The organism is Streptomyces sp. CA-278952, assembly GCF_028747205.1.
GTDB lineage: Bacteria > Actinomycetota > Actinomycetes > Streptomycetales > Streptomycetaceae > Streptomyces.
On sequence record NZ_CP112880.1, the window covers coordinates 4552061 to 4569568 of the forward strand.

General features: G+C 72.5%; 17 protein-coding genes. 9 read left to right on the top strand and 8 right to left on the bottom strand.

Annotation, left to right across the window (positions count from 1 at the left end):
- Positions 1-238: 238 nt before the first annotated feature.
- The 5 genes from N7925_RS20435 to hemB all read left to right on the top strand — a co-directional run bounded on the left by N7925_RS20435 (position 239) and on the right by hemB (position 6298).
- The gene (locus N7925_RS20435; RefSeq protein WP_265600964.1) at positions 239-1000 is read left to right on the top strand and encodes a redox-sensing transcriptional repressor Rex; all 762 of its coding nucleotides are present in this window, start codon (positions 239-241) and stop codon (positions 998-1000) included.
- A complete protein-coding gene (locus N7925_RS20440; RefSeq protein ID WP_274344717.1) occupies positions 997-2505 on the top strand; it encodes a glutamyl-tRNA reductase in 1509 nt (502 codons plus the stop codon). The genes N7925_RS20435 and N7925_RS20440 overlap by 4 nt, the downstream gene beginning before the upstream one ends.
- A complete protein-coding gene (gene hemC, locus N7925_RS20445; RefSeq protein ID WP_265600966.1) occupies positions 2502-3488 on the top strand; it encodes a hydroxymethylbilane synthase in 987 nt (328 codons plus the stop codon). Before N7925_RS20440 ends, hemC begins: the two co-directional genes overlap by 4 nt.
- Positions 3485-5155: a bifunctional uroporphyrinogen-III C-methyltransferase/uroporphyrinogen-III synthase gene (locus N7925_RS20450; protein WP_274344718.1), complete on the top strand. Its 1671-nt coding sequence runs from the start codon at positions 3485-3487 to the stop codon at positions 5153-5155. The genes hemC and N7925_RS20450 overlap by 4 nt, the downstream gene beginning before the upstream one ends.
- A gap of 135 nt (positions 5156-5290) precedes the next feature.
- Complete coding sequence (hemB, locus tag N7925_RS20455) at positions 5291-6298, top strand: porphobilinogen synthase (RefSeq protein WP_265600968.1); 1008 nt, start codon at positions 5291-5293, stop codon at positions 6296-6298.
- Positions 6299-6455: 157 nt separating this feature from the next.
- Here hemB and N7925_RS20460 read toward each other — a convergent pair whose 3' ends face one another.
- Genes N7925_RS20460 through N7925_RS20470 form a run of 3 tightly spaced genes read right to left on the bottom strand, consistent with a single transcriptional unit; the run spans position 6456 to position 9806 of the window.
- Complete coding sequence (locus N7925_RS20460) at positions 6456-6839, bottom strand: hypothetical protein (RefSeq protein WP_274344719.1); 384 nt, start codon at positions 6837-6839, stop codon at positions 6456-6458.
- Between the two features lie 49 nt (positions 6840-6888).
- On the bottom strand, positions 6889-8997 hold the full coding sequence (locus N7925_RS20465; protein WP_443032220.1) for a hypothetical protein: 2109 nt from the start codon (positions 8995-8997) through the stop codon (positions 6889-6891).
- A complete protein-coding gene (locus tag N7925_RS20470; RefSeq protein WP_274344721.1) occupies positions 8976-9806 on the bottom strand; it encodes a DUF4253 domain-containing protein in 831 nt (276 codons plus the stop codon). The genes N7925_RS20465 and N7925_RS20470 overlap by 22 nt, the downstream gene beginning before the upstream one ends.
- On the opposite strand from N7925_RS20470, the gene N7925_RS20475 reads away from it, so the two are divergent.
- From N7925_RS20475 to N7925_RS20485, 3 genes are all read left to right on the top strand, one after another.
- Positions 9805-9927: a hypothetical protein gene (locus N7925_RS20475; RefSeq protein ID WP_265600971.1), complete on the top strand. Its 123-nt coding sequence runs from the start codon at positions 9805-9807 to the stop codon at positions 9925-9927. The two genes, N7925_RS20470 and N7925_RS20475, sit on opposite strands and share 2 nt — an antisense overlap.
- Before the next feature lie 67 nt (positions 9928-9994).
- Positions 9995-10921, top strand: a complete 927-nt coding sequence (locus N7925_RS20480; RefSeq protein ID WP_274344722.1) for an alpha/beta fold hydrolase — start codon at positions 9995-9997, stop codon at positions 10919-10921.
- A 218-nt stretch (positions 10922-11139) separates the two neighbouring features.
- Positions 11140-11706, top strand: coding sequence for a dihydrofolate reductase family protein (locus N7925_RS20485; protein WP_274344723.1), 567 nt, complete (start codon positions 11140-11142; stop codon positions 11704-11706).
- A gap of 19 nt (positions 11707-11725) precedes the next feature.
- Here N7925_RS20485 and N7925_RS20490 read toward each other — a convergent pair whose 3' ends face one another.
- From N7925_RS20490 to N7925_RS20500, 3 genes are all read right to left on the bottom strand, one after another.
- Positions 11726-11968 carry a DUF397 domain-containing protein gene (locus N7925_RS20490; protein WP_274344724.1) on the bottom strand — a complete coding sequence of 81 codons (243 nt, stop codon included), beginning with the start codon at positions 11966-11968 and terminating at the stop codon, positions 11726-11728.
- The gene (locus N7925_RS20495; protein ID WP_274344725.1) at positions 11965-12750 is read right to left on the bottom strand and encodes a helix-turn-helix domain-containing protein; all 786 of its coding nucleotides are present in this window, start codon (positions 12748-12750) and stop codon (positions 11965-11967) included. The genes N7925_RS20490 and N7925_RS20495 overlap by 4 nt, the downstream gene beginning before the upstream one ends.
- A 156-nt stretch (positions 12751-12906) precedes the next feature.
- On the bottom strand, positions 12907-13659 hold the full coding sequence (locus tag N7925_RS20500; RefSeq protein ID WP_274344726.1) for a DUF4232 domain-containing protein: 753 nt from the start codon (positions 13657-13659) through the stop codon (positions 12907-12909).
- Positions 13660-13927: 268 nt separating this feature from the next.
- Here N7925_RS20500 and N7925_RS20505 point away from each other — a divergent pair, with 268 nt between their 5' ends.
- Entirely contained in the window at positions 13928-15364 is a 1437-nt protein-coding gene (locus N7925_RS20505) for a helix-turn-helix domain-containing protein (protein ID WP_274344727.1), read from the top strand.
- 184 nt (positions 15365-15548) lie between these two features.
- On the opposite strand, the gene N7925_RS20510 is transcribed toward N7925_RS20505, so the two are convergent.
- Together N7925_RS20510 and N7925_RS20515 are read right to left on the bottom strand one after the other, a co-directional pair.
- Positions 15549-16229, bottom strand: coding sequence for a response regulator (locus N7925_RS20510; protein ID WP_265600977.1), 681 nt, complete (start codon positions 16227-16229; stop codon positions 15549-15551).
- Positions 16226-17338, bottom strand: coding sequence for a sensor histidine kinase (locus tag N7925_RS20515; RefSeq protein WP_265600978.1), 1113 nt, complete (start codon positions 17336-17338; stop codon positions 16226-16228). The genes N7925_RS20510 and N7925_RS20515 overlap by 4 nt, the downstream gene beginning before the upstream one ends.
- Positions 17339-17508 lie beyond the last annotated feature (170 nt).

Below are 17508 nucleotides of genomic sequence, written 5' to 3' on the forward strand. Positions count from 1 at the left end.
GGCCTCGGGGGCTTAGTTGTGAGGAGTGTGTTCCGCTTTGCCCCCTTCGAGGCTGCAACGGGCCGGTGCGGCCCCCGGTTCCTGGATCGCACGGCGAATGTGCGTGACCCCGGTCACTTTGACCGGACAAAACGGACACAATCTTTGTGCACGCGTTCACAAAGACATAGCCTGCATTCGACGGGGCGGTCCGGGGACATACGGCCGCCTGCAGCCCCGCTCATCCCGCAGGAGCACCGTGGCAACTGGCCGAACTCACCGACCGGCGACCCGTAGCCGAGGAATTCCCGAGGCCACCGTCGCCCGACTTCCGTTGTATCTGCGCGCCCTGACCGCGCTCTCCGAGCGATCGGTCCCCACGGTCTCCTCCGAGGAGCTGGCCACGGCGGCCGGGGTGAACTCGGCGAAGCTGCGCAAGGACTTCAGCTACCTGGGGTCCTACGGCACCCGCGGTGTCGGGTACGACGTCGAGTACCTCGTCTACCAGATCTCGCGCGAGCTCGGGCTCACCCAGGACTGGCCGGTCGCCATCGTCGGCATCGGCAACCTCGGCGCGGCCCTCGCCAACTACGGCGGCTTCGCCTCCCGCGGCTTCCGGGTCGCGGCGCTGATCGACGCGGACCCCGCCATGGCCGGTACGCCGGTGGCCGGGATCGCCGTCCAGCACACGGACGACCTCGACCGGATCATCAGCGACAACGGTGTGTCCATCGGCGTGATCACCACCCCGCCCGGCGCGGCCCAGCAGGTCTGCGACCGGCTCGTCGCCGCCGGTGTGACCTCCATCCTGAACTTCGCGCCGACCGTGCTGTCGGTGCCCGAGGGCGTCGACGTACGCAAGGTCGACCTCTCCATCGAGCTCCAGATCCTCGCGTTCCACGAGCAGCGCAAGGCCGGCGAGGACTCCGCCGCCGAGGACGAGGACGCGCCCCCGATGCGCGCCACGCCCGCGAGCCGGAAGGGACCTGACGGGGACATGCCCGCCGTGATGCCGGCATGAGCCTCCTCGTCGTCGGACTGAGCCACCGCAGCGCCCCCGTCTCCGTACTGGAACGGGCCTCCCTCGCTGCCGAGACCCAGGCCAAGCTGCTCCAGGACACCCTCGCCGCGGAACCCGCGACCGAGGCGGCCGTGCTGGCCACCTGTAACCGCATCGAGCTGTACGCCGACGTGGACAAGTTCCACGCGGGCGTCGCCGAGCTGTCCACCCTGCTCGCCCAGCACAGCGGCGTCGGTCTCGAAGAGCTCACTCCGTATCTCTATGTGCACTACGAGGACCGGGCCGTCCACCACCTCTTCTCGGTGGCCTGCGGTCTCGACTCGATGGTCGTCGGCGAGGGGCAGATCCTCGGCCAGATCAAGGACGCGCTCGCGCGCGGCCAGGAGCTGCACACCGCCGGACGGCTGCTGAACGACCTCTTCCAGCAGGCCCTGCGGGTCGGCAAGCGCGCCCACAGCGAGACCGGTATCGACCGGGCCGGGCAGTCGCTCGTCACCTTCGGGCTCCAGCAGCTCGCCGCCGGGGCCGACCCCGAGGGCTGGACCGCCGGCAAGCGCGCCCTGGTCATCGGCGCCGGATCCATGTCCTCGCTGGCCGCCGCGACCCTCGCCCGCACCGGCGTCGCCGACATCGTCGTCGCCAACCGGACCCGCGCCCGCGCGGACCGCCTGGTGGAGATCCTCCAGCAGGGCGACGACACGGCGGTGCGCGCCCGGGCCGTCGAGATGTCCGCGGTCGGTGACGAACTGACACGTGCCGACATCGTCGTCTCCTGCACCGGTTCCACCGGCCTCGTGCTCACCGCCGACGCCCTCGCCGACGCGCTGGGCGTGACCCTGGACGCCGCGCCCGACCGGCCGGCGGTCACCACCACCCCGGCCCCGGCCGACGTCGACCAGCACGCCGCCTGGGTGGAGAATGGCTCCGCCGCCTCCGCCGCGGTGGCCGGTCCGGCGACCGCGCTGCGCCGGGTCACCGTGCCCGCACAGTCGACCGGCCCGGTCCGGCTCGCCCTGCTCGACCTCGCCATGCCGCGGGACATCGACGGCGCCGCCCACCGCATCGACGGTGTGCGCCTCGTCGACATCGAGTCGCTCGCCGAGGCCTCCGCCGACGCCCCGATGGCCGCCGATGTGGACCGGGTCCGCACCATCGTCTCCGACGAGGTGGCCGCCTTCGGCGCCGCCCAGCGCGCCGCGCACGTCGCCCCGACCGTGGTCGCCCTGCGCACCATGGCCGCCGGCGTGGTCGCCGGCGAGATCGCCCGGCTGGACGGCCGCCTTCCCGACCTGGACGAGAAGCAGCGCGCCGAGATCACCCAGACCGTGCGCCGCGTCGTCGACAAACTCCTGCACGCGCCCACCGTGCGGGTCAAGCAGCTCGCCAGCGAGCCCGGCGGCGCCGGGTACGCGGACGCGCTGCGAGAACTCTTCGACCTCGACCCGCAGACGGTGGCCGCCGTCTCCCGGGCAGACCTGAACGACCCGAATAGAGGGCGGTCATGACCGACAACTCATCCCCGGGCGCGCGGAACCCCGCGCCGCTCCGGCTGGGCACCCGGCGCAGCAAGCTCGCCATGGCCCAGTCCGGACTCGTCGCCGAGACGGTTCGCGAGGTGACCGGGCGCGCCGTCGAGCTCGTCGAGATCACCACGTACGGGGACACCTCCCGCGAGCACCTGGCGCAGATCGGCGGCACCGGCGTGTTCGTCGCGGCCCTGCGCGAGGCGCTGCTGCGGGGCGAGGTGGACTTCGCCGTCCACTCGCTCAAGGACCTGCCGACCAGCCAGCCCGACGACCTCGTGCTGGCGGCCGTGCCGCAGCGCGAGGACCCGCGCGACGCGATGGTCGCCCGGGACGGGCTGACCTTCGCGCAGCTGCCCGACGGCGCCCGCATCGGCACCGGTTCGCCGCGCCGCATGGCGCAGCTCAACGCGTACGCCCGTTCCCACGGACTGCGGATCGAGACCGTCCCCATCCGGGGCAACGTCGACACGCGGATCGGGTTCGTGCGCGACGGGGAGCTCGACGCGGTGGTTCTCGCCGCCGCCGGGCTCAGCCGTCTCGGCCGGAGCGGTGAGGTGACCGAGTTCCTGCCGGTCGACACCGTCCTGCCCGCTCCCGGCCAGGGAGCACTGGCGATCGAGTGCGCCGCGTCCAGCGCCGACCTCGCCGCCGCGCTCGCCGAGCTCGACGACCCGTACACCCGGGTCGCCGTGACCGCCGAGCGTGCCCTGCTCGCCGCCCTGGAGGCCGGCTGCTCCGCACCTGTGGGTGCGCTGGCCGACCTCCTGGTCGACGGACAGGTTGTCAACGAACTGCGCCTGCGCGGAGTCGTCGGTACCACCGACGGTTCCTCGCTCGTACAGCTGTCCACCACCGGTCCCGTCCCCACGTCGCACGACGACGCGGCGGCCCTCGGTCGCGAACTCGCGGCCGAGATGCTCGCCAAGGGTGCGGCCGGTCTTATGGGGGAGCGAGCACTTTGAGCCCCACCGGCCCCGCCGCATCCGACTTTCCGGCCCTGTCCGCCCAAGGGCAGGTCACCTTCCTCGGCGCCGGTCCCGGCGACCCGGGACTGCTGACCCTGCGCGCCGTCGAGGCGCTCGCGAGCGCGGACGTCCTTGTCGCCGAGCCCGATGTGCTCGACGTCGTTCGCAGCCATGCGCGGGCAGGCGTGAGCACCCCTGAGCTGACCGTCGTTGACACTTCGTCAACAACCGTCGGTGTACCCGTTCTCAGGGATGCGGCCAATCTTGTCATGGAGGCCGCCAAGGGCGGCAGGCGGGTGGTCCGTGCTGTCGCGGGCGACCCGGGCCTGGACGGGAACGCGGGGGCGGAAATGCTCGCCTGCGCCGCCGCCGGGGTGCCCTTCGAGGTCGTCCCGGGCGTGGCGAACGCCGTCGGCGTCTCCGCGTACGCCGGGGTGCCGCTGCGTGACGCGCAGGGTGCGGACGTCCGCTTCGTCGACGCCCGTACCGCCTCCGACCGGTGCTGGAGCGAGGTCGGCGTGAGCGACGCGACCGCCGTCGTCTCCACCACGCTGGACTCGGTGGCCGCCGCCGCCGGTGAGCTGGTCTCCGCGGGCCGCAAGCCCGACACCCCGCTCACCGTGACGATCGCGGGCACCACCACCCGCCAGCGCACCTGGACGGCGACCCTCGGGACGATCGCCCAGGTCCTCAAGCAGGCCAAGGTGCTGCCCTCGCCCGAGGGCCACCGGCCGGTCATAGCCGTGGTCGGAGAGCGCAGCTCCGCCGCCCAGCGCGACCAGCTCGCGTGGTTCGAGTCCAAGCCGATGTTCGGCTGGAAGGTGCTCGTCCCGCGCACGAAGGAGCAGGCCGCGTCGCTCTCCGACCAGCTGCGTTCCTACGGTGCGGTGCCGCACGAGGTGCCGACGATCGCCGTCGAGCCGCCGCGTACGCCCCAGCAGATGGAGCGTGCGGTCAAGGGCCTGGTCACCGGGCGCTACGAGTGGATCGCCTTCACCAGCGTGAACGCCGTCAAGGCGGTCCGGGAGAAGTTCGAGGAGTACGGGCTCGACGCCCGTGCCTTCGCCGGCATCAAGGTCGCCGCCGTCGGCGAGCAGACCGCCGCGGCGCTGATCGACTTCGGCGTGAAGCCGGACCTGGTGCCGTCCGGCGAGCAGTCCGCCGCCGGGCTGCTGGAGGACTGGCCGCCCTACGACCCGGTCTTCGACCCGATCGACCGGGTGTTCCTGCCGCGTGCCGACATCGCCACCGAGACCTTGGTGGCCGGGCTGATCGAGCTGGGCTGGGAGGTCGACGACGTCACCGCGTACCGCACGGTCCGCGCCTCGCCGCCGCCGGCCGACACTCGTGAGGCGATCAAGGGCGGCGGCTTCGACGCGGTCCTGTTCACCTCGTCCTCGACGGTGCGCAACCTGGTCGGCATCGCGGGCAAGCCGCACAACGTGACCGTGATCGCGTGTATCGGTCCCGCCACCGCGAAGACCGCCGAGGAGCACGGACTGCGGGTCGACGTGCTGTCCCCGGAGCCGTCGGTGCACAAGCTCGCCGAGGCGCTCGCCGCCTTCGGCGCGCAGCGCCGGGACGCGGCGAAGGAGGCCGGCGACCCGGTGACCCGGCCGAGCGAGCGGCGCCCGGGTGCGCGCAGGCGTCGGACGACGACGTAGTGATAGTGGTACAAGGGTGAGCGGGCCCGGTCGCTTCGGCGGCCGGGCCCGCCGCCGTTTCCGGGGCCTGTTCGCTGGCCTTTCCCGGCGCGGGTGTCGGTAAGACTTGACTGCGTACGGGTCTATCGTCGAAGGATGACTGCGTACGGAAACTTCCCCGGCTCCCGCCCCCGGCGGCTGCGGACGACCCCGGCGATGCGGCGGATGGTCGCCGAGACACGGCTCGATCCCGCGAACCTGATCCTGCCCGCGTTCGTGCGGGAGGGCATCGACGCCCCGGTCGCCATCTCGGCCATGCCCGGCGTGCACCAGCACACCCTGGACACCCTGCGGAAGGCGGCCGTCGAGGCGGTCTCGGCCGGGGTCTCGGGGATCATGCTCTTCGGTGTGCCGGAGGACGCGAAGAAGGACGCCCGGGGCACGGCGGGCACGGACCCGGACGGCATCCTCCAGGCCGGCCTGCGCGCGGTCCGCGAGGAGGTCGGCGACGACCTGGTCGTGATGTCGGACCTGTGCCTGGACGAGTACACCGACCACGGCCACTGCGGGGTCCTCGACGGTGACGGCCGGGTGGACAACGACGCGACCCTGGAGCGGTACGCGGAGATGGCCCAGGTCCAGGCGGACGCCGGGGCCCATGTGGTGGGCCCCAGCGGGATGATGGACGGCCAGGTCGGCGTGGTCCGCGACGCACTGGACCAGACCGGGTACGAGGACGTGTCGATCCTCGCCTACACCGTGAAGTACAGCTCGGCGTTCTACGGCCCCTTCCGCGAGGCCGTCGGCTCCTCGCTGACCGGTGACCGCAAGACCTACCAGCAGGACCCGGCCAACGCCCGCGAGTCGCTGCGGGAGCTGGCGCTGGACCTGGAGGAGGGCGCGGACATGGTCATGGTGAAGCCCGCCGGACCGTATCTGGACATCCTCGCCAAGGTCGCGGAGTCCGTGGACGTGCCGGTCGCGGCGTACCAGATCAGCGGCGAGTACGCGATGATCGAGGCCGCCGCCGAGCGGGGCTGGATCGACCGGGAGAGGGCGATCCTGGAGAGCCTGACCGGGATCCGGCGGGCCGGGGCGCAGATGATCCTCACCTACTGGGCGACCGAGGCCGCGCAGTGGCTGGGGCGGGACGCGCGGCGCTGAGCCGGTCCGCTCGGCCTCTCGCGGTTCACGGCCCACCCGCTCCGGTCTCCTGGAGCCGGTGGGCCTCCTCGATGGAGAAGCGGGCGCTGTCCCGTACGGGCGGGTCCTGGTCGGCCCGTGCGGTGGTGCGGAGTGGGATCGGCCGGGGGCCTTGCTGTCAGGGCCAGTCGACCAGTGCCATGAATGCTACGAAGGCGACCGTCGCGGTGGTGGGTGCGGCGAGGGCGAGGCCCACGCGCCGGGCGGCGTAGCGGAGCTGGTGGGGGACGGCCCAGGTGGCGACCAGCACGATCAGGGCGAGGACCAGGCCGATCCACAGGACGGTCCACGCGGTGGTCCAACTGTCGTGGAAGCGGTCGGCCACCGTGCCGCCGCAGGAGCCGCACTCCATGGGCGAGAGCGCGCCGTAGAGCAGGGCGAGCAGCCCCGAGGGCACGGTCACGACCGAGGAGATCACCGGGGCGATCCAGGCGTAGTTGTCGGGCGTCTCGTCGGGGGCGGGCGCCGGGGTGCTGTCGCCGTCGTGGCTGTTCTCGCTCATGCGGCCGAGTCAACCCCGGGGGTCTGCCCGGCCGCATGAGTACGAGGGCTCAGTCCCCGGTGGTCCGGTCGGCGCGGTCCTCCGCCCAGGCGTGGGCCGCCGCCACCTGCCCGTCCGTGAGGGCCGGGCGGACCTGGTCCGGGTAGCGGAAGACGTAGTGCTCGCGGGCGGTCCTCAGCCCGATCGCGCGGGCTGCGTCGGTGAGCCGGGGGTCGTCGGCGACCTCCTGGGCGCGCCGCAGCCAGCTGTGGCTGCGTGGGTCGACGGCGTAGTGCCAGAGCGGCTGGGCGGGGTCGGCCACTCCGATCAGGACCCGGTGCAGGACGTACGCGCGGACGCCGCCTTCTCCGAGCAGCCGCTCGGCGACGAGCAGGGGGTGGGTGCCGTCGAGCCGGGCGCGGAGCAGCACCCAGGTCATCAGGTGCCCGGTGTCGTGAGCGCCGGAGGCCACGAAGTCCCACAGCTCGGCGGCCTTCGTCTCGTCCGGTGCGCCGAGGTGGGTCAGCAGCCGGACCGGCGTCTTCCAGAGCGGCTTGGGCTTCGCCCACCAGGAGAGGAGGTCGGCGGCTGCCGGGTGGTGCAGGTCGAGGGCGAGGCAGGTCAGGGTGGTCAGGGGGTGGCGCCACTCGGTGTATGTGGTGCGGTACTGCTTGGTCAGCTCCTTCTTCCAGCGGGGCAGAAGTGCTTCCAGTTCGGCCTGGGTGGCCTCGCCGTGGGCGTAGAGCAGTTCGAGGCAGAACGCGATGCCCTGGACACCGGTGGACGGGTCGGCCACCCGGTCGCGCAGCCACTGGACGTCGGCGGGGGACGGGGTGCGGTAGCGGTGGTAGAGGTCGCCGAGCCCGCCCTCGTAACCGGTGAGGTCGGGGCCGGTGCCGGCGAGCAGGTCGTCGCGGGCGGCCTCGTAGCGGTCGGCGGCGGCGAGCACGTCGGCCTCGCTGACGCCGGGGTGCTGGGCCGCCTGCTCCCGTACGTGGGCGACCTGTTCGTACGCCGTTCGCGCGGCGGCCACGCGCAGAGGGCGCGGCAGGGCCTCGTCGGTGGCGAGGCGCACGGCGGTGAGGGCCGAGAACGCCTGGGCGGCACCGCGGTCCGCCGTCGGCCGGGCGGCACGCCAGTCGTTCGTGGCGGTGGCGCTGAGCGCGGCGAACAGGGTGCTCAGGGACGTCTCGGGGGCGTGGTGTGCGGTCAGCTCCGCGGCGAGCACGCCGGCGGACCGTACCGGGTCGGTTCCGTGGAGCGCCCGGTGCACGTCGAGCCAGGCGTGGATCGCGTCGGGGTGACCGGTGAGCGACCACCCGCGCAGGACGTCCAGGGCGCGGGGGGAGGGGGCCGCGCCGAGGGCGTCGGATGCCCGGGGGCCGAGGCACGCCACCGTGTCCCACACCTCCTCGTGGTCGTGGCGCAGCAGCGCGTCCAGCAGGTCCGCCCAGGCGGGCCACTCGATGAGCCGCCCGGCGTACTCCTCCCGCCAGGCCGGCAGCAGCCGTGACGCCTCCTCGGAGGTCAGCGCCTGTCGCGACTCCAGGGCCGTGACGAACCCCGCCGCCCCGGACAGCTCCACCGGATCGCGCAGCCGGTCGTGCAGCCAGCGTTCCTCGGCGGCGGTCAGCGGGGCGTCGTGGTGGCGGGGCCTGCCGGGCCGGTTCACGCGGGGGCTGCGGAGCCGGTCCAGGAACTGGCGTACTCCGGCGGTGTCCTCGGGGTCGGGGAGTCCGTCGTCGTCCCTCTCCGTGACCTTGTCGAGCCGGAACGCGCCCTGCGGGCCGCCGTCGATGACCCGGTAGCCGTCCGGGCCGTCGCCGAGGCCGGCGGCGACCGTGGCGTGGTCGCCGCCCCAGTGCACGTACAGCTCGCCCTTCAGGCCGCCGGAGCGGTCGAAGGCGGAGTGGGACTGCCAGTGCCAGTAGGCGAAGGAGGTGTCGGTGGAGAGGGACCGGGCCGCGAACAGCTCGGCGGCGTCCTCGTGGCCGTCGGACTGGGTGTAACGGCTCCGGGTCGGTGGCGGGAGGACGGCGAAGCCGTCGCCGCCGAGCGTGCGCCACCACTTCTTGATGCTGCTGAGGTCCGACCGCTGAGCAGTCGGACGGCTCTTGCCCGTCCCCGTGCCCGTACCCGTTTCCGGTCCCGTCGTGTCTAGTCCCACCAGAACGACCACGCTTCCTGGTTGAGCACGGCCTTCTCGGCGTACACGTCGAGGTCGTACGGCGGGGACTGGTCGATGTTGTCCGGGCAGAACGCGTAGTGCTCGGCGGCCAGGGCGCGGGCCTCCTCGACCGTGGCGGGCGGGCGGCCCACGGAGACGATCATCGTGTCGAAGCCGAGCACCACGACCCGGGCGTCGTAGCGGTCCTCCCAGGAGCGGAGCACCGCGCAGAGCCGGGCCACGTCGTTCTCGTGGTTCATCGGGCCCGACCAGCCGATCGCCGCCGGTATGTCGGCGCTGCGGCGGGCCGGGACGAGGGCCATCCGCGCCCCGCCGAGCCACTCGTCCGCGTCGGCGGCGATGACGCCCGCGAGCCCCGCGGCCGCCGTGTCCGCGTCCTCGGCCGGCTCCCGGGCGGGGGCGGGCGCGAGGCCGGGCCAGGAGCCGGGCCCCTCGGCTCCCTCCCCGCTCTCCCCGGCCGCCGCGCCGTCGCCCACCTCGTCGTCCGCGTACTCCGTCCAGTAGCCCGCGAGGACCTCGTCGGCGTCGTGGTCGCCGGGATACGACGTGCCGTCCGGGCAGAGGTCCCACTCCTCGGGCCACTGGTCGCGCCGGCCGCCCGTGACCAGCACCGGCAGCAGCCCGACCCGCCGCCCGGCCGCGCGCAGGTCCGGCCAGTCGCGCGGGGCCGGCGGGCCGTCCGCGTACCAGAGCAGCGGCTCGTGCCAGGGGCCGTCCAGGGTGGCGTCCACCAGGGAACCGGGCGGGAGGTCCAGGCCGGAAGTGGCCAGGGAGGGCAGTGGATTGGGGAGCGTCGCCATGGTGGGGAGCCTAGGCGGCACCACTGACAACGTGCGGGGCGGCGACGCCGACGTACGACGACATGCCGCCGGTGGCCTGCGGGTCGTGGACATCAGCGGCAGCATCCTGCGGGCTCCGTGACCGTCCCGACGGGCCCGGGGTCCGAAAGCCGGTGCAGGGCGGGGGTGGCTGGATAATGATGTCGGGCATGAGTTTGTACGTCGATGATCCCGCCCGGCTCGGAACCACCCGCCTCTCCGACGGGAGGGTGCTCGGCTGGGCCGAGTGGGGGCCGCGGGACGGGCTGCCCGTCCTGCTCTCCCCCGGGGCCGCGACCAGCCGGTGGCTCGGGATCGGGGCCGGGGCCGTCGAGAACGAGGGCGTCCGGCTGGTGTCGGTGGACCGTCCCGGGCTCGGGGTCTCCACGCCCGCGCCCGACCGGACCTTCGCCGACTTCGTGGACGACGTAAGGGAGTTGACCGCCCTGCGCGGACTGGGACCGCGCCCCGCCATGCTCGGGAACTCCCAGGGCGCGCCCTTCGCCCTCGCCTGCGCTGCGGCGGGCGCCGTCTCCGCGCTCACGCTCGTCTCGGCCGCCGACGAGGTCGCGGACCCCGGGTTCGCCGCCGCCCTGCCCGACGATCTGCGGGGGCTGGTCGCGCGGGTGGCGGAGGACCCGGCCGGGGCGGAGAAGGTGTTCGCCGGGTTCGACGCGGACGGGATGCGGCGGATGGTTCTGGCCGCAAGCCCGGCCTGCGACCTCGCCGTGTACGAGGACCCCGGCTTCGCCGTCGCCTACGGCCGCGCCCTCGACGAGGCGTTCTGCCAGGGCGCGGCGGCCGGGTACGCCCGGGACACCGTGCTCGCCATGGGGCGTTGGCCCATCGATCTCGGCTCGATCACCGTCCCGGTCGAGGTCTGGTACGGCGAGGAGGACGCCTCCCACTCGCCCGACCTCGGCCGGCGGCTCGTCTCCCGGATCCCCGGGGCGCGGCGCACGGTCGTCCCGGGGGTCGGCGGTGCGCTGCTCTGGGCCACCGCCGAGCCGATCCTCGCCTCGCTGGCGGAGACCGTACGGCCGGACGAGCCGGTCGAGCGGGACTGGCGGGAGGAGCTGGACCGGCGGGGCCGGTAGCGGGATCGGCGCGGCCAAGGACCGTACGGGGGAGACGGCCGGGGACCGTACGGAGGAGACGGCCGGGGACCGTACGGGGGAGCGGACCGGGGGCCGTACGGCGGGACGGGCGCGGCTGGGCCCGGCTCTGTCAGTGCCCGGGCTTATCGTCGAGGCCCGTTGTGCGCGCCGCCCGGTCGTCGTTCCCGTCGGCCGGGCCGATCCGACAGGAGCCCCCGGTGAACAGGATCGTCACGTCCATCTCCCTCTCCCTCGACGGATTCTTCGAAGGACCCGACCACGACATCGACTGGCACACCGTCGACGAGGAGGTGCACCAGCACTTCAACGACTACTTCCGGACCATGGGCGGCTTCGTCGAGGGGCGCGTCACCTACGAGCTGATGGAGGAGTTCTGGCCGACCGCCGATCAGGACCCGGCCAACGAGGGCCCGATGGCCGAGTTCGCGGGGATCTGGCGGTCCATGCCGAAGTTCGTCTTCTCGCGCACGCTGGAGAGCGTGGGGCCGAACGCGACCCTGCTGCACGAGGTCGACCCCGAGCAGGTGCGCGGTCTGCGGGACGCCGCCTCTGGGGACCTGGCGGTCGGCGGGCCGGATCTGCTGGAGTCGTTCCGGCGGGCCGATCTGATCGACGAGTACCGGATCTACGTCCACCCGGTCATCCTCGGCCGGGGCCGCCGCTTCTTCCGGGACACGGAGGAGCGGCAGATGCTCCGGCTGGTGGAGACCCGGACCTTCGGGAACGGGGTCGCGATGCTCCGTTACGAGACGGTCCGGGCATGAGGCTTACGGCGGTGCGGGGTCAGGAGGTGGCCGCGTAGGCGGCGAACGCCGACCAGGCGGTGGGCGCGACGGTGAAGGTCGGGCCCTCGATGTCCTTGGAGTCACGGACGTGGACGGCGGCGGAGTGCGCGGCGATCTCGACGCACTGCCCGCCTTCGTCGGAGCTGTAGCTCGACTTCCGCCAGTCGTACGCGACTTCGAGGCACTGGCCGCCTTCGCTGCCGCTGTAGCTCGACTTGAACCAGTTCAGTGCGGTGCTCATGTCTCTCCCAGTAAGCGGGCCAGCAGGCGCAGGGTCTCAAGAGGGGTGAGCGCCTGGGCTCGCAGCATCGCATATTTCTGGGCGAGGATGCTGACCTCATTCCGGTCGGAGATGAGCTGGCTGCCGCGCTGGGTCTCCGTGTACGCGACGTGTTGGTGGTCCGGTGTTTCCAGGAGGGTGAAGGGGCCATCGATGCCCGCGTGGACCCGGCTGTCGAGCGGGAGCACCTGGAGGCAGACGCCCGGGAGCTGGGCCATCGCGTAGAGGTGGCGGAGCTGCTCCCGGTGGTCCTCGTCCGAGGTCAGTTTCATCATCAGGACCGGTTCCCAGATCACGATGCTGGTGGTCGGCGGCTTCTTCCGGTCCAGGATCTGCTGGCGTTGCAGGCGCGTCGCCGTCTGCGTGTCGATCTCCTCCGGGCTGTAGACCGGGATCCTGTTGCGGAACACGGCCTCTGCGTACGCCTTCGTCTGGAGCAGGCCCGGGATGACCTGGTTGTCGTACCAGGACAGCGCCAGCGCGTCCTGCTCCATGTCGATGTAGTCCTCGGCCCAGAGCGGGATCAGGTCGACTTCCGGCATGTTGTCGACCGCCGTCGCCAGCGCGCCCTTGGTGTCCAGCAGATCGTCGATCGTCTCCGCCAGATCCGGGACCAGGGAGCGCCTCCCCTGTTCGACGGAGGCGATCGTGTCCTCCTGTACGCCTGCCGCTTGGGCGAGTTCGGACTGTGTGAGGCCCGCCTCCTTGCGGAAGCGGGCCAGCAGCTTGCCCACGAGCTTCATGGTCGACGCGTTCTTACGCTGTCGCTTTCTGGGGTGCATACGGTTCCCACTCCCACCCCGGAACCCACTTCACGCATGCGCGACCCGTACAAGAAATGTGTACGGGTCGCGCACAGTTACCGCACGTCAGGCGCTGGCCTGGACTGCCTCGTCCGCTCAGTACATCAGGGCGCTCTGGACGTCCGACTGCCAGTAGGTGACGAAGCCCAGGCCGTCCGTGTAGGTCTCCGCCGGGAGCTTCAGCGTGGACTCGCCCTTCGACTGGTTGTTCTTGTCGACCATGATGACGCCGAGGTTGGCGCTCTTGGCCGGCTCGTTCTGGCCGGGCTCTCCGAGGAGCGCGACGCCCGCGTACGCCTTCTTGCCGGGAGAGAGCACGACGACCGACTGCGGCTTGCTGTCGTCGTAGGTCGGGTACACGGCCTGCGCGCCGTCGAAGCGGAGGAACGGCGCGTGGTAGGCGGCGCAGTTGGTGGAGCCGGTGTTGACCACCGTGAGCAGCAGGTGGTTGATCGGGCGGCTCACCGAGGAGACCGTCACCTTGGAGTTGGTGGTCGTGCAGGCCGGGATCGATGCTGCGGCCTTCGCGTTCGGCGCGGTCTCCGGCTTCTTGGCGCTGCCGGCGCCGTTGCCGTTGCCGCCGGCGTGCTTCCCTCCGGCGGGGACGGTCTGCGTCTCGGGCGTTCCGGCCTTCGGTGCGTCAGGCTGCGCCGGGCTGTCGGTACCGGCGGTACCAGCGGTGCCCTCGGTGGCACCGGTGCTCGTCGCCGCGGGGGCCGCCGTCCCGGTCGAGCCGGCTGCCTTGGTCCCCATGGCCTTGTCCTCGCCGCCGCCGCAGGCGGTGAGCGAGAGAGCGGCCACGAGGGCGGTGGCGGCGAGGGCGGTGGTGCGGATGCGGTTGGTGCGCATGGCGGTGGTACTCCCCGTGATCGGTTGGCTTGTTGGTCCGGTTGAACGGCCGGTCCGCAGTGCTGCTGTCCTGCTGGTTCTTGCTGGGCCCCGCTGGTTCCTGCTGGTTCCTGCTGTGGTCTGGTCCGAGCTTGTGGCACGGCGGATTCCGGCCGCAACGCCTGCCGAACCATTGGGGATGCTGGAATGACTACGCGTACGGTGACCTGCGGGGATTCCGCGTCCCTGGAACGCCGTTCCGGGACGCACGAGGAAGGGGAACGCCGTCGTGGCGACGCCGGAGGCCGTGGAGTTCGCGGCTCTGCTGAAGGATCTGAAGGACCGTTCGGGGCGCAGCTACGGTGTGCTGGCGGGGAAGCTGCACGTCAGCACGTCGACGCTCCACCGGTACTGCAACGGGGACGCCGTCCCGAACGAGTTCGCCCCGGTGGAGCGGTTCGCGCGGGTGTGCGGCGCGTCCGGCGACGAGTTGGTGGAGGTGCACCGGCGGTGGATCGTGGCGGACGCGGCCCGGCGGCGGCCTCCGGCGGGGGCGGCACCGGGAACGGCAACGGGGACGGCTGAGTCTGCGCCAGCCCCTGCGCCTGCCTCTGCCCCTGCTCCAGCCCCTGCCCCTGTGCCTGTTGCTGGTCCCGAAGGCGTCGAAGTCGCTGCGGCCGTCGAGCCGTCCGAGCCGTCCGAGCCGTCCGAGCCGTCCGAGCCACCTGTTGTGTCCGGTGGCGCTCGGCCGGGGGCGGGCTCCCGATGGTCCCGGCTCTCCCGGCGTACGCGGGTGCTCATCGCCGCCGCCGGGGTCGCCGCTCTCCTCGTCCCCACCACCGTCGTCGCCGCCGACCTCGTCGGGTCGGGGCGGGAGGACGGCGGGCGCGCCGCGGACCGGGTGGAGGACGCGGGCGGAGACGTCGGGCCCGCGCCGGAAGGCTCCGCCTCGGCCACGCCCCGGCCCTCCGCGAGCCCGAGTTCGGCCGGTCCTTCGGCGAGCGCCTCCGCCTCCCCCTCGGGGTCGCCGTCCGTGAAGCCCTCGGCGGGCTCCGGGCCGGGGCAGCCGCAGGGCGGGGGAGCCGGCGGCGGCAGCGGTACGGGCCTCGGCGCGCCGCCGGCCGTCAGCATCTCCTCGTACAACTGGGACGAACCCTGCGGCCAGCACTACCTGGTGAACCGCGGGCCCGATGAGCTGGACCCGCCGCCCGCGCCGCAGGACCGGCGCGGCTGGGCGGAGTCGTACGGCGGGGTCGACGCCGGGAGCATGCTGCTCCAGCTCACCGTGCAGGGGACCTCGCGGGAGGCGGTGGTCCTCAAGGGCATGCACGTGCGCGTCGCCTCCCGCAAGGCTCCGCTGCCCTGGTCGGCGTACCTGATGGGCAACGGCTGCGGCAGCGGGATCGCGCCCCAGACCTTCGTCTCCCACCTCGACGCGGGGCACCCCACCCTCCGGCCGGTGCCGGGGAGGCAGGGGGACACGGTGGTTCCGGCCGTGGACTTCCCGTACAAGGTGACGTCCGAGGACGTGGAGGTCTTCAACCTCGATATGAAGGCCGTCGGCTACGACGTCAGCTGGTACCTGGAGCTGGAGTGGAGCAGCGGCGGGAAGGACGGGGTGGTACGAATCGACGACCACGGGAAGCTGTTCCGCACCAGCGGGATGAAGGGGCGGCCGGAGTACGTGTACGGCAACGCGGAGACCGGGTGGGAGCCCGCGGCCTGACGCGCGCGGCCCGGCCCGGGCTCCGTCCACCGGGAGAGGGGCACGTACCCACCCCGCGTACGCGGCGTTGGGGACCAGCGGTACAGCCGTTGGCGCCAAGGACTTGATCCTGGCCCTTCAGTACAGGTGAGGGGCCTGGTGCCGGGGTTCTGCGGAAGATCCTCGATCACCCGCGGGGTGATCCCTACTCCCGTGGGACTGGGCCGGCCAGACCATTTTCCCAGGCCCAGGCGGCGATGCCCACCCGGTTACGGGCCTTCAGCTTCGCCTGGACGTTCGCGATATGGGTCTTGGCTGTGCCCGCTGAGATGAAGAGTTTCTCGCCGATCTCGGCGTTGGTGAGGCCCTCGGCGACCAGCTGGGCAATCTCCTGCTCCCGGGCGGTGAGAGGCGACAGAGCCGTGGGCGCTGCGGGGGCGGGGGCAGGGGCGAGGGCCTGGAGCAGGCGGACCGTGATCTGGGGGCTGATGAGGATGTCCCCGGCCATCGCCGCTCTGACACCCTCGATCAGCAGCCCGGGGCCCGAGCGCTTGAGCAGGAAGCCGCAGGCGCCGTCGTGCAGTGCCGTGCGTACGTAGTCGTCGTGGTCGAAGGTGGTGACGACGAGGACACGCATCGGGTTGGGTACGTCCGGGCCGGCGAGGCGGCGGGTGAGTTCGAGGCCGTTCAGGACCGGCATGCGGATGTCGGCGAGGATCAGGTCTGGGCTCAGGGTGCGGGCGAGGTGGACGGCGGTGAGACCGTCCGCGGCCTCGCCGACCACGGTCATGTCGGGCTGCGAGCCAAGGATCAGGCGGAAACCGCTGCGTACGTCCTCCTGGTCGTCGGCGATCAGGATGCGGGTCGGGCCGAGGGGCGTCGTCATGAGGTCTCTTTCGGGAGCGTGGCAGGCAGGACGGCGGTGAGCTGCCAGCCGCCGTCGCCGTGCGGCCCCGCCGAGAGGGTTCCGCCGAGGGCCTGGGCATGCTCGGTGAGTGCGGGGAGGCCGAGGCCGCCTCGCCAGGCGCGGCGGCGGGCCGGGGTGGGGCGGGCGCCGCGGTCATTGGTAACCCGGATCTCCACGGTGGTGGCGGTGGGGGTGAACGTGACGGTGGCGCGGGGGGCGTCGGGGGCGTGCCGGCGGATGTTGGTCAGCGCCTCAAGGACGATGCGGTACGCGGCGGAGCCCGCCTCGCGGGAGAGCGCCTCCGTGGCCAGGGGAGGCAGGTCCAGATGCGCCTCGGTGGCTCCCGCTGATGTGAAGTCCGATATGAGCGAGGGCAGTCGGGACACATCGGGGAGCGGCTCGGTGGTGGGCGCCTCGGGACCGTGCAGCATCTGTACGGTCCGGTCCATCGCGGCCAGGGCGCTCAGGCCCGCCTTTTCGATGCGTTCCAGGGCGAGCACCGTGTGGGAGGGGTCGGTGGAGGCGACGAAGCGGGCCGCCTGGGCCTGGACGACGATCCCGCTGATGTCATGGGCGACGAAGTCGTGCAGGTCGCGGGAGAGCTGAAGACGCTGGGCGCTGCGGGCCTCGGCCACCGCGCTGCGGCGACGCAGTTCCTGGCGGCGGGGGTAGGCGCCGGCCACCAATGCGGCGGCTACGGGAAGCAGCCAGAAGGTGGCGATTCCGATGGATTCCAGGAAGGACTCGCCGTCGATCAGCGGCAGCGGCCAGAGGGCCACCGCCAGGGCGGTCAGCGGGAGGGCCGACTTGAGTTCGCGCAGGGGTGACCAGCGGGTGACCACGGCCAGCAGGAGCAGCAGGACGGCGGTCTCCGCCAGCTTCCAGCCGGAGTCGAAACCAGCCTTCGGCAGAGCGAAGCTGGTGGTCAGGGAGAGGGCCGCCCAGACCGTGGTCGGGCGGGCGAGGCGGCCGAGCCGCTGACGAACCGCGGCACGGGGGCGGGCAACGGCCCACACCAGCGTGCCCGCGGCCGCGAGCGACGGCAGAGCGCCAAGCACCTGGACGACCGGGCCGGTTGATTCCCACATGGTGATCAGCGTACGGATGCGCGATGGGGCGGGGCTCTCTGCCGAACGGCATAGGAGGGCCGGGCGACGGCGCGATCTTTATGCCGATCGGCGGATGGGATCGAGGCGCACCAGGGATGAAGCTTGAGCCGTTCAACCGACCACGGCAATACAAATACCGTGCAGGACTG